Origin of the sequence: Flagellimonas pacifica (assembly GCF_900215465.1) — a bacterium.
Classification (GTDB): domain Bacteria; phylum Bacteroidota; class Bacteroidia; order Flavobacteriales; family Flavobacteriaceae; genus Flagellimonas; species Flagellimonas pacifica.
The window spans coordinates 195400-207838 of record NZ_OBEH01000001.1; the positions used below are offsets into that span (position 1 = coordinate 195400).

The window sequence follows — 12439 nt, forward strand, 5'->3', positions numbered from 1 at the left end:
GAAAATTTGAAACCACAAATCGCGAACTATTGAACACCAAAAAAAAGAACCTACTTTTAATTTTTACACGAAATCCTGAACTTGGTAAATGCAAAACAAGGCTTGCATCCAAGGTTGGTGACAATGCTGCATTGAAGATTTACAAATTCTTGCTTAAACATACCGTTTCTGTTACCCAGAATCTAAATGTGGCAAAATATGTTTACTACTCCGAAGCAATTTGGGAGAATGATGTTTGGGACAATGCTTTGTATCAAAAAAAGCTTCAAAATGGGAACGATTTGGGGATGAGGATGAAAAATGCTTTTCAGGAAGGGTTTAACTCAGGTTTTGAAAAAATCATTATAATTGGTAGTGATATGTACGACCTCTCCCAAAAAGATTTGGAAGACGCATTTACAAAATTGGAAAAGCATAATTATGTAATGGGGCCAGCGGAAGATGGCGGTTATTATCTATTGGGAATGAATTCTTTAAAAGAAGAACTGTTCCTAAACAAAGCTTGGGGGACGGACACTGTTCTTCAGAACACTTTGAGTGATTTAAAAAACGAAAACTATTGTATGTTGAAAACCAAAAACGATGTTGATAATTATGAAGACATTAAGGACATTCCGGTTTTTCAACAATTTCTAAAACATATAAAAGAATGACCAAAAAACAACTGGAAGAATCTGTTGAGTATTTAAAAAAGAAAGGGTTTGATGCTCCTGACATTGGTATTGTATTAGGGACAGGATTGGGTCAATTGGTCAATGAAATCAAAGACCCCATTGAGGCCCATTACAATCATATTCCGTATTTCCCATTGGCCACCGTGGAGTTCCACTCAGGAAAATTAATCTATGGCACCATTGCCAATAAAAAAGTGGTGGTGATGCAAGGAAGGTTTCACTTGTATGAAGGTTATGATTTTTTGGACATTACCTACCCCATCCGGGTAATGCATCAATTGGGAATTAAAAAGCTGTTTGTTTCCAATGCTGCCGGGGCCATCAATCTAAACTTCAAAAAAGGTGATATTATGTTGATTGAAGATCATATCAATCTTCAGGGCGGTTCTCCTTTGGCATTTAAAAATGTAGCCGAATTTGGAGATCGTTTTGTTGACATGAGCGAACCTTATGATCTGGATATGCGCACCAAAATTAAAGCTATTGCACAAAAAGAGGGAATAACACTTCAAAATGGGGTGTATGCCTCTGTTGTTGGACCGCAACTGGAAACCAAAGCAGAATATAGAATGCTAAAAACTTTGGGGGCAGATGCTGTTGGAATGAGTACAGTACCCGAAGTAATTGTTGCCAATCATTTACGACTACCCATTGTGGCCGTTTCTGTTTTAACAGATGAATGTGACCCAGATAATCTACAACCTGTTAATATTCAGGAAATTATTGAAATTGCAGGCAACACCGAACCAAAAATGATACAATTGTTTAAAGAATTAATGGTAGAGATATGAGTTATTTAGATGCAACCCAAGATTTATATAAAGAAGCGGCATTGACCCCAGATGTTGGGCTTTGCTGCACCACCAATCCCGTATGGCAGTTTCCAGGGCTTTCCATACCCAAGATCATGCAAGAAATGAACTATGGATGCGGGAGTACGGTTTCTGCCCAGGACCTCATCAACAACCCAAAAGTGTTGTATGTGGGTGTTGGCGGAGGTATGGAACTGCTTCAATTTTCCTATTTCTCAAGACAAAGTGGTGGCGTAACAGGCGTTGATTCTGTTGATGAAATGTTGGAAGCTTCCCGAAAAAACTTCAAGGTTGCAGAAGAGGAGAACGATTGGTTCAAAAGCGAATTTGTAAATCTTGTAAAAGGAGATGCCTTAAACCTTCCTGTTGCTGATGAAAGTATTGATGTTGCTGCACAAAATTGCCTGTTCAACATTTTTAAAATGGAAGATTTGAAAAAAGCCGTTTCAGAAATGTACCGCGTGCTTAAGCCACATGGACGTTTGGTAATGAGCGATCCCACTTGCGAACAACCCATGAACGACGAACTAAGAAATGATGATAGGTTACGCGCATTATGTTTAAGTGGGAGTATTCCAATAAAAGATTATGTAAAAGTGTTGACGGATGCCGGTTTTGGCACCATAGAGATCAGGGCAAGAAAATCATATAGAGTGCTTACTCCAAACCACTACCCAACGGACGAAATCATACATATTGAGTCTATTGAAATAGCTGCAATCAAAGACCCGATGCCTAAAGATGGCCCTTGCATGTTTACTGGAAAAACAGCTATTTATTATGGAGATGAAGAATATTTTGATGATGGACAAGGTCATGTGCTGCAACAGAACCAGCCTTTAGCTGTTTGCGATAAAACAGCCGCTGCACTTACCAAAGCTTCAGATGAGATTCATGTAAGCGAAAGTACCTGGCATTATAATGGTGGGGGCTGCTGTTAGTTTTTTTGATAACTATGAAAGGTTGAACAGATTTTTAGGACTGTTTAATTAAGATTTTTAAAAGTCTTCAATATACAAGCCTATGAATCTCGTCATAAACCTATGCTTTAGTCTACTGTTGCTCTTATGTAATGGAAATGCAATGATATCAGCAAGCACAAAAGAACCCCTCATTGTAGCAAAAATCAAAGGTCCTCTCCATAAGATAAAGTCAAAAAGTCAATTCCATGATCATAGCTTATGGAATGTGCTTTTAAAAAAATATGTTGATAATCTGGGCAACGTAAATTATGCCGGATTTAAAAAGGATGTGGTCCATTTGGATACATATTTAGATCAGTTGGGACAAAATCCTCCCAAACCAGATTGGAGCAAGAATGAGAAGCTGGCCTATTATATTAATCTGTACAATGCCGGAACTGTAAAATTGATAATAGATAATTATCCCACCAAAAGCATTAAGGACATCCCAAACTGCTGGAAAAAAAAGTGGATAGTTGTCGGTGATAATATCGCTTCACTAAATGACATAGAGCACAAAGTTTTACGTAAGATGGACGAACCTAGAATCCATTTTGCCATTAATTGCGCATCGTATTCTTGCCCTAAATTGCTTAATGTAGCCTTTACACCCCAAAGCATGGAAAGATTGCTCTCCAAAACGGCTGTGGATTTTGTGAATGACAAAACAAAAAATCGTATTGAAGGGGGAAAAGCCCATCTTTCAAAAATATTTAAGTGGTACAAAGGTGATTTTACCGAAAAAACATCGCTGCTGGAATATATAAACACCTATTTGCAAAATCCAGTGAACAAGAGTACAAAAGTTGAATATTTGGATTATGATTGGAGCCTGAATGAAGCCAAATAACCCTAGTATAAGTATTATTATTCCCGTACTCAACGAGGAAAAATTGATAGGTAAAATCCTTAAACATATAGGCCAAACAAGTTCTAAGACCTCTATTATGGAAGTAATATGTGTTGATGGCGGCAGTAGAGACAAAACCATTTCCATAGCAGGGCTATTTGGTGCCAAAGTGATACCATCCAAAAAGGGGCGTGCAAGACAGATGAACTTGGGAGCACAAAATGCCTCTGGAGAGGTTTTGTATTTTTTACATGCCGATACATTTACCCCCAATAACTTTGATCAGCTGATTCTAGATGCCATTAAAGAAGGCTACGAATCTGGGTGTTTTAGAATGAGGTTTGATACCAAAAATCCGATACTTCGTTTGTTTGCCTGGCTATCTAGAATAAATCACACACTTTGTAGAGGCGGCGATCAATCACTCTTCATTAAACGCAATTTGTTTCATAAAACCAAAGGTTTCAATGAGGATTACCTCATTTATGAGGACACCGAGTTTATTCAAAGGCTGTATAAACAAACAAAGTTTAAAGTTCTTCCAAACCATGTAATTACTTCGGCCAGAAAATATCGGGAAAAAGGCTGGTTGAAAGTGCAATTCCATTTTGGAATGATTCATCTAAAAAATTATCTGGGTGCAGGGCCTGACGAGTTGTACAGATACTACTCAAAAAAAATCCTTAACTAATCCTCTCGGGTTTCGAAATCTATCAAAATGCCTTCGGAAATCCATTTTGCCAAGGCCTGGCGGTTATCTGAATCCAAGATTCTTCGTTGATCCTTTTTATTGCGTATGTTTCCAATTTCAATATAGGTCATTGCTGGCAATGTGTTTTTCACCAAATAAAGACTGCTCCTATCCGTAAAAGTTCCAGTATATTTTCTGTTGGGCTGAAACTTTCTGTATTTCTTTTCAAAAGTTCTGTGAATGTTTTCTGAAAGGCGTTTGCCATTTTTACTTTTATGGTGATGGTAAAAGAACACATCTATATTGGTTCCCTTACTTCTGCCGTCTACATGAGTTACAATAAGTCTTTGGTACTTACCCTTGTTTTTTAAATACAATCCGTTAACCGTTTTTACCCGCTGCTTTAATCTTTTTAACTGGTTTAAGGGGATCTCTTTATCTGGGTATACTACCTCATCCGTGTCTGAGTCGAGAATCCTAACATCCCTGATGCCATCGTTTTTATCTTGTATTATTATATAAACTTCTGCGGCGTGGGATAAAAGTTCACGTGCTAGACGCAAAGTAACATCATAGGCATACTCATCCTCTGCAATTATTTTACCTCCAAAATTATCGATTGCACCAGGATCAGGCCCTCCATGTCCAGAAATTAGATAGTATACTGTATTTTTTAGCCGGGTACTTGTAGATTCAACAGTTGAATAATTTTTGCCAAATATGGAATGCTCAGCTTTTTCAACAACTTCAACTTTTACCTTTTCTTCAGTGGTAGAAGGGTATGGTATCTGATACATGTTCCCAACATACAGTTGATTGTTCTCAGTTAGGATTTCTCTGTTCAACGCTACAAAATCTTGATAATGTTTTCCAGGATTAAGATCATATCTCCTCAATAGAGAATAAATTCCATCTCCTTCCAAAGCTTCCACTTTTTGAATTGAGTCTTGCCCTGCAAGATTCGCGATTAGGCAGAAAAAAATTAAGATAGAGCAGGTTATATACTGCCCGTTTAAAGATATTGATATGCTATTCCTCGATTGTAATATCGGCATAATCCTTTAAAATACCATTTGTAATCCAATTGGTAAAGGCTTTTTTATCTGAACGTACTGGTATATGATCTTCAGCCGAAGCTTTGGAACGATTGCCAATAGTTAACAAACTTACAGTTGGAAGGGTATTTTTAGCCAAATATAGACTGTTTTTATCTTCAAAAATCATTTTTATATCCTTATAAGAGCGATTGGACACACTATGTTTTTTAAAAACATTCTGGATATTCTCAGCAAAACGTTGTCCCTTTTCACTTTTGTTGTGATGATATACCGCAACATCCATATTTCCATTCTCAATTAATCCATTGGCTCTTATCAATAATAATCGTTGATACTTTCCGGTATTCTGAAGATAACGCTTATTGATAGCTTCTATATACTGCCCCATTCTTTCAGTTTTTTCCGATTTCATGTTTTCTGTTGAAGGCTTTTCATCGGTATCATCAAAGACATAAACAGTTGCTCCATGTACCATAAGTTCAGCTGCCAGACCCGTGGTTACATCATCAATAAACTTGTTTTGGCTTTTAGCCTGATTCTCAGCAACTATGTAGTAAACAGCGTTCTTAAGTGCTTTGCTCTTAAGTGACATCTCCGCAAGTTCTTTATCAAAAATGGGGTTCTCTGTTTCATCCTTCATCTGGACCCGAACACCTGTCTTTTTGAAAGAATCCATGGCTTGGGGTATTTTGTATTCCCTTCCCACATGAAGCATGCTCCCGTCTTTGATGTCCTCTGTATTCAGTGTTAAAAAATCTTCATAGTATTTAACCGGATCTAGGCCTTGTTTTCTGAGTATGGAGAAAATTCCATCTCCCTTTTGGGCAACGACGGTGTAATAATCATTCTGAGCCAGTAGCAAGCAAGGCATGCTCACCCACAGCAAAAATGTTGGTAGTAATTTCATAAAAAGTGTTTCATTGCTGGGATGCACTGCAAATATGATAAAAATCCGATGAAATGCAAAAATCATCGATGAAATACATTAAAATTAAAAATACTGTCCTATCCCAAATACAACTCCTTTGGCTGCATCTTTGGTTATACCATGGCCATAGTCTATTCTAAAAATGGCATTAAATATCTTTTTATGAATAAACCGCAGCCCTATTCCCGGGTAGATTCTTATATTCTGACTGTCACTAAAATCACTGAATTCCCCTCCTGGGTTACGCCATGACCCTCCATCCACAAAAACATTGCTCTGTAGAACAAACCAATTTTTATCAATCAACGTATGTCTATACTCCGTATTCAACACTATGGAGCCAGTACCTCTATCAATAGTGTTCCCCACTCCTCTAATGTTAAGATTATTATCCACTGAAAAAGGTGCAAAAGGGGTTTCCATATTACTGGAAAGCCCCAAACGTAATCTGTTGGCCCAATTTCCTTTTTGGCCCACCCGTATATAATAAGTAAAATCATTAAATCCAATGATAAATTCCGGGAGTTGCTGACTTGCACTATGTACATATTGAAAATTAAGCGTGCTCTTGAATCCAGATAAGTATTGATAGTAATACTCTATTCCATCATAATTGTATATAAGCTTATAGAGATATTTATTGACATTTAACGCCTGCGGAACATTTGGGTCAGTGCTACCAAAAAGATACGTATAGTCTTCAGTAAAAAAATTCATCCCCGCTTCCAATCTATGCCTAAAGTTTATTTCATACAATCCCAATACTTCAAAAGATTCGTTGTTGTATTTATAATCTGCGGTGCCATCTTCTAAAAAAACAGGTTCTTGGGTTATTAAGTCCTGATAACTTATAGCCACCCCAAGCTTATTGCTAAATAGATATGGAGCTCTTAAATGTGCTCCAAACGAATTGAAAATATCTCTTTGGTAAAATCCACCTAAGGTGATGTTGTTTCCCAAAACATTGAACTCTTGCAAACCTATTCTAAAAGCAAATTCATCATTGTTTGAAGTATAGACATTTGCAAAGGGAATCAACGTAAAATTTTCCTCAATACCATAAAACACATTGTATCCTCCTTCAATATTTGCAGGAAAGACTTGAAAATAAGCATGTGATACCGAAGGTAAACGCTTAAGCCTGTATATATCCTCAGCTATAAGCATGGAATCCAGTTTCATTCCTGGCTTTAACTTAGTAATCTTCTTGATGAAATTGGTTTTTGTACGCTCGTTTCCTTGAACTTTGACATCTACAACCGTATTTTGAGCAAACCCCTGTAGCATAAACAGCATAAGCAACAAGGACAAACAATTTCTCATGAGGCTTTTAATTTTTCACTTTAAATATAGTCCAATACTTTATTAGGCACACCATATGTTTTATGGTTATTATCTATTGGCTTGCTACTTTAAGCTAAACTCCACCTCGGAAAAGAGATTTACCCAATTGTCCCCACTAACCGCCAATAAAGAAAATTTGTATGGATTATTCAACTTTAAGGATGGTGGCATCTCTCGTGTAATATTTAAAACCACATTTTCCAGTTTATAATATTGAAACAATCTATCTAAGGTATAAGTTCCGGACAGTAGGTTATCATTTTCATCAGATACTACTTGAAAATAAATTGCCGAATCATTAAAAGTGCCATCTTGCCATGAAAAGATGGGCATTGTCCCATTATCATCTATATCAACATTTTGAGGCAGGTACTCCGTGGGTTTTGTATTTTGTTTTAACCTAATGGGATTTGATAAATGCACTTTTCCTTGCTCTTCAAAGGTAACGATCACCCATTTTTCTTGTGCAGGAGAAATTTCAAATTTCAGAAGATAACCATTAAAGACATCCAGTAATCCCGAATCTCCCTTGATATAGTTAGAAAAATCACTTTCATCCACAGTAGTGGATTCAGTCTCATAAAAACTTATATTGACCACCCCATTTCTAGGATATAAAAAAACACTGACCACATCGGAATCTTCATTACTTGCAGCGCAAGCAATCACATTACCAGGAACGGTTTCTCTCCCATTCAACATATTAGCTAAAGTGTTCCTTGTAGTTTCATCATTATCTGTACTACAGGAGAAAACCAACATCAAGAAAATCAGAAAAAGAGCCTGAATATTATCTTTAAGTGCCATTGGTATGGTTAATCTTTATTCAGTAGTCGTTAAAAAAGCTCTGAATTACATTTTCGGCTGGTTTGTTTTGCGGGGTAAATCTATTATCAGTAGATCCTCCCGATCTATTGTGGTGAATAAACCATTTCCAAACAAAACCTCCGGCAAACCAATCTTCTCGCCAAAATTCTTCAAAAATAGCCGTTGTGGCATCAGCTTGTGCTTTGAGATTGACATCCATTTCGTTTTCATCAACAAGCCATGGTTTTTTACCTGTGTAATCCATGCTACGATAACCAAACTCCGTAAAAAGTATAGGCTTTTCATACTTTTCGGCCAAGCTTTTCAATTTGGTTTTCCATCGTTGCCATCCAGATTTTAATTGTTCTATTGTGGGATGACGCTCTGGAGTTAACGGAAAGTATGCGTCCACTCCTATATAATCCAACTCCATCCAAAAAGGCGCTCGGGAATATTCATCCCAATTTGCAGCATAGGTAAGTTTTCCATTGTAGATATTCTTCACTTTTACTATTAGGTCTTTCCAGAATTGGGGTCTATTCTTCACAAACTCTTCCAACTCGGTTCCAATACAGTAAATTTCAGCTTTGGTTTCTTCGGCAAGTTTTGCATAAGTCAAAATAAACTTACTATAAGATTCCTCGAGTGTTTTCCAATCTTCTTCCGACTTCATTATCAAATCTCCCGTGAACTCACCTCTCCAAATCCAAATTTGGGGCTTTAACATGACCTTTACACCATTCTTGCGCAATAGTGCAATGTATTGTTTAGCGCCTTGCCTTGTTTCTCCATACCATTGTCTTTCTGTATCGAAAACAACATTAGGTGAATTTAAATGTCTTGCAAAACCGAATGGCATTACCGCAGCATAATTAGCTTTAACGTCCAAAATGGGGTCAACATGCTCTTGAGACACCTTTTCTCGGGACCCCACAAAACTTACTCCATTAATTTTTTCAGCATTCTGACTAATGCAGGATAGTTGAAATAGACATAAACAAAGAAGCCCTAATCTTTTCATAGTTAAAAAATTAAGACTTCTAAAATACTCTTTTATGTGGTTTGGCCTATAACACGGCCCGTAATCCTATGTTAAATGTTTGTCCTAAACCGGTGTCATTGCCTCTTACAAAGTTTGTATAAAGCAGTTCAAGGTTTAAAGGTTGAGATAATTGAAATTTTACCCCGCCACCCACTGCGGTGAAATTTTGTGTGAAATTATTGCCCAAATCCAAAAGTTGTGAATGTTGCACCAATCCCAAAATGGTAAAGTCCGAACTTGGAAAATAACTTAAGAAAACCCCAGGGGTAAGCCTTAAACTATTATTGGCAAAACTCTCACCTTCTTTTCCGAAGTTAAGCTCACTGTTTATTTCACTGAACAACTGCCATTTTTTTCCTGGGAATGTATGATCATAGAAAAACCTGTTTTGCCAAGTATACCCTTTCTGATCAAGAAAAACACCAGTTTCAGTTTCATTATCTACCAACGGGATAAAAAATGCACTTTGGACAGAAAAATTATTTACATTCTTAAAAGGGACAAATTTAATAGCCGGGGCAAAAGATGTAAAGCCTGATCTAGCCGTACCTTCTTCGCCATCAAAAGAGAGAAAATCAAATATTCCCCTATCATTAGTAGTATTGGACCTAAATTCCAACAACAAACCAACATTTACTCGTTTATTCTCCCCAACACCAGTAAAAATATCTATGGTGGATGTAAAAAATGTTTCTCGCGGCAGGTTTTTGGTCACATCTCTATTTCCATTTGCAGCTTTTGTCTGAGTGTACAGATTATTGAACCATTTGATGTCCCATTGCCCCTTTCCAATCAATTTTGATGGTGTCAAGTTTTGAATATTACTTCCTCCCTGATCGTCCTGTGAAAATCCTATAAAAGAACACAGAAGGATTCCCGTTAAAAAGATTTGGTATTTAATTTTCTTCATGATAGTTGTTTTTATTTTTTTATTTGGTTTCGTTTAAACTCCAGTCGTAGGGATAATAACTAACCTTTGCCTTGGAATCTATTTTTTCATTTCTATATAAGTTCACATAATCTACTAGAGTTTTTCCGTCTTGCGTAAAATCGCCCTTATACCATTCAAAGATTTGTGAAAGCCCTACTCTCTTACCTTTTATTCTGACAAAGTTTGGATTGTTCAACGCCAATTCTGTTTGTTTTTGTAATTGGGCGTCCAATGTGTTGGGCAGATATGCATTATTGATTATTGGTGGACAGCCCAAACCTGCACACACCAAAACAAAATGAAATCTGGCTTCTTTTGGAAAATTTGCACGGAGCAACTTGTTCTCAATATCATTTAGGGTGATATTCTCCCCTCCTATATCATACGTTATCTTGTCAAAAAAGCCTCCTTTGTCCAATGGCGATTTTATAGGGTAATTATCCACTATGCCCTTTATAACAGACAAATTATATCCGTTAATCCAAAACGCCTGATAGGTTTCTGCATCGCCCTTGGAAATTGAAATGTTCTTGGCAAGGTCAAGCAATTCATTTAAACTACCCGAATTAGCTTTTATTGCAACATAATCAACCCTTCCGTTGCTGACATGAGTCTTAAAAAACGAATCTGCCTTATCAAAAAAGGTAGTTGTATCCTGTGCAAATCCAAACTGGAAAGTAATCAAAAGTAAAAATGCGGTCAGTGTTTTGCTATAGTTCATCTTCTTGTAATTAGTATTTGGTAAAACTGCTCCTTCTGTCGAGTGCATTTCTTATGCCATACAGCAATTTTAACAATTTATGATTAATTTAAGATTTTCCAAATCAAACACTTAGACGTACGTTTTTTGATGCAAAACCTTACTGAATATTATGGAATTTAAATTCTTTCTAAATTAAACCCTTCTGTTAAGTTCCTATATTTAAGGACGACACATTAGCACAACCAAAACAATCTCATGGAGAATATTGTTATCATTGGAAATGGAATCGCAGGAGTTTCTGCGGCGAGACATATTCGAAAACTTTCCGATAAAAGAATCATTATAATTTCAGGGGAAACAGATTATTTTTTCTCTAGAACTGCCCTTATGTACGTGTACATGGGACATATGAAATTTGAACACATCCAACCCTATGAAAATTGGTTCTGGGAAAAGAACAGGATAGAATTGGTAAGAGGTTACGTTACCCAGGTAAGTCCGGAAGAAAAACAATTGACCATTGACGGTTCCAGGGCCATCAATTATGATAAATTGATCATTGCCACTGGCTCCAAACCCAATAAATTTGGATGGCCCGGTCAAGATTTACACGGAGTGCAAGGGTTGTATTCCAAACAAGATTTGGATTTACTGGAAGTAAATGCCCCCAATAAGGAAGTGTGCAAGAGAGCTGTAATAGTTGGAGGCGGCCTAATTGGTATTGAATTGGCCGAAATGCTTCGAAGTAGGGACATCCCTGTTACTTTTTTGGTGCGAGAAAACAGCTTTTGGAATGGCGTTCTTCCTAATGGCGAATCCCAAATGATCAACGAGCATATTTTGGAACATCACATTGATTTACGCTTGGGCACCAACTTAAAAGAAATCGTTGCAGACGAAAAAGGAAGGGTGAAATCGGTTGTAATTGCAGAGACTGGGGAGGAGCTTTCATGTGACATCGTAGGTCTTACCGCGGGTGTAACCCCCAATATTGATTTTTTGAAAGATTCTGGAATTGAATTGGGTCGTGGTGTAAAGGTCAATAGGTTTTTAGAGACCAATGTTGAAGATATCTATGCCATTGGGGATTGTGCCGAGCAGCATGAATCCATTGGCAACCGAAGACCTATTGAAGCGGTATGGTACACTGGCAGAATGATGGGCGAAACAGTGGCCCAGACTATTTGTGGAAATAAAATAGAATACAAACCAGGGCATTGGTTCAACTCTGCCAAATTTCTGGATATTGAATACCAAACCTATGGTTGGGTCTTTTCCGAAAGAGGAAAAAAAGAATACGAAAAACATTTTCACTGGAGACATCCCCAAGAAAAGCTATGCATAACAGTCGCCTTCAACAAGGATAATAACCAATTTTTAGGCCTCAACACGTTTGGCATTCGCATGCGCCATCAAGTTTTTGACAGATGGTTGACCGAGGAACGGGATGTTGATTATGTTATGGAGCATTTGGCCGATGCCAATTTTGACCCTGAGTTCTATAAAAATTACGAGTTGGAGATTGTTTCCAAATTCAATAATGACTTTGGAAAATCCATCAACCCCAAAAAGAAAAGCATAAAAAGAATATTTCAGTTTAGTTGATAGTTGCTGCACGTAACGCAAACCATATCAAC

Annotated in this window: 13 protein-coding genes; 6 read left to right on the plus strand and 7 right to left on the minus strand. The window is 37.2% G+C overall.

Translation table 11 applies throughout. The features are described from left to right. Positions 1-29 precede the first annotated feature (29 nt). The 5 genes from CRO15_RS00850 (at position 30) to CRO15_RS00870 (ending at position 3989) form a co-directional block, all read left to right on the plus strand. The gene (locus CRO15_RS00850) at positions 30-653 is read left to right on the plus strand and encodes a TIGR04282 family arsenosugar biosynthesis glycosyltransferase (protein ID WP_097043837.1); all 624 of its coding nucleotides are present in this window, start codon (positions 30-32) and stop codon (positions 651-653) included. Next, the gene (locus CRO15_RS00855; RefSeq protein WP_097043838.1) at positions 650-1465 is read left to right on the plus strand and encodes a purine-nucleoside phosphorylase; all 816 of its coding nucleotides are present in this window, start codon (positions 650-652) and stop codon (positions 1463-1465) included. Before CRO15_RS00850 ends, CRO15_RS00855 begins: the two co-directional genes overlap by 4 nt. Next, positions 1462-2427, plus strand: a complete 966-nt coding sequence (arsM, locus tag CRO15_RS00860) for an arsenosugar biosynthesis arsenite methyltransferase ArsM (protein ID WP_097043839.1) — start codon at positions 1462-1464, stop codon at positions 2425-2427. Before CRO15_RS00855 ends, arsM begins: the two co-directional genes overlap by 4 nt. A gap of 82 nt (positions 2428-2509) precedes the next feature. Next, positions 2510-3298, plus strand: coding sequence for a DUF547 domain-containing protein (locus CRO15_RS00865; RefSeq protein WP_243396869.1), 789 nt, complete (start codon positions 2510-2512; stop codon positions 3296-3298). Continuing rightward, complete coding sequence (locus CRO15_RS00870) at positions 3285-3989, plus strand: TIGR04283 family arsenosugar biosynthesis glycosyltransferase (RefSeq protein WP_097043841.1); 705 nt, start codon at positions 3285-3287, stop codon at positions 3987-3989. The genes CRO15_RS00865 and CRO15_RS00870 overlap by 14 nt, the downstream gene beginning before the upstream one ends. On the opposite strand, the gene CRO15_RS00875 is transcribed toward CRO15_RS00870, so the two are convergent. From CRO15_RS00875 to CRO15_RS00905, 7 genes are all read right to left on the minus strand, one after another. Then, positions 3986-4921, minus strand: coding sequence for an N-acetylmuramoyl-L-alanine amidase family protein (locus tag CRO15_RS00875; protein WP_243396870.1), 936 nt, complete (start codon positions 4919-4921; stop codon positions 3986-3988). The genes CRO15_RS00870 and CRO15_RS00875 overlap by 4 nt on opposite strands. 97 nt (positions 4922-5018) lie before the next feature. Beyond that, a complete protein-coding gene (locus CRO15_RS00880; RefSeq protein WP_165769892.1) occupies positions 5019-5954 on the minus strand; it encodes an N-acetylmuramoyl-L-alanine amidase in 936 nt (311 codons plus the stop codon). A gap of 84 nt (positions 5955-6038) precedes the next feature. Continuing rightward, on the minus strand, positions 6039-7298 hold the full coding sequence (locus CRO15_RS00885; protein WP_097043844.1) for a BamA/TamA family outer membrane protein: 1260 nt from the start codon (positions 7296-7298) through the stop codon (positions 6039-6041). A gap of 84 nt (positions 7299-7382) precedes the next feature. Further along, on the minus strand, positions 7383-8126 hold the full coding sequence (locus CRO15_RS00890; RefSeq protein WP_243396871.1) for a hypothetical protein: 744 nt from the start codon (positions 8124-8126) through the stop codon (positions 7383-7385). Positions 8127-8145: 19 nt separating this feature from the next. Beyond that, positions 8146-9147 (minus strand): glycoside hydrolase family 113, encoded by a 1002-nt coding sequence (locus CRO15_RS00895; RefSeq protein ID WP_097043845.1) that lies wholly within the window; start codon positions 9145-9147, stop codon positions 8146-8148. A gap of 46 nt (positions 9148-9193) precedes the next feature. Then, positions 9194-10078 (minus strand): hypothetical protein, encoded by an 885-nt coding sequence (locus tag CRO15_RS00900; protein ID WP_097043846.1) that lies wholly within the window; start codon positions 10076-10078, stop codon positions 9194-9196. Between the two features lie 19 nt (positions 10079-10097). Beyond that, complete coding sequence (locus tag CRO15_RS00905; protein ID WP_097043847.1) at positions 10098-10820, minus strand: DUF547 domain-containing protein; 723 nt, start codon at positions 10818-10820, stop codon at positions 10098-10100. A 237-nt stretch (positions 10821-11057) separates the two neighbouring features. On the opposite strand from CRO15_RS00905, the gene CRO15_RS00910 reads away from it, so the two are divergent. Continuing rightward, positions 11058-12407: an NAD(P)/FAD-dependent oxidoreductase gene (locus CRO15_RS00910; RefSeq protein ID WP_097043848.1), complete on the plus strand. Its 1350-nt coding sequence runs from the start codon at positions 11058-11060 to the stop codon at positions 12405-12407. Positions 12408-12439 lie beyond the last annotated feature (32 nt).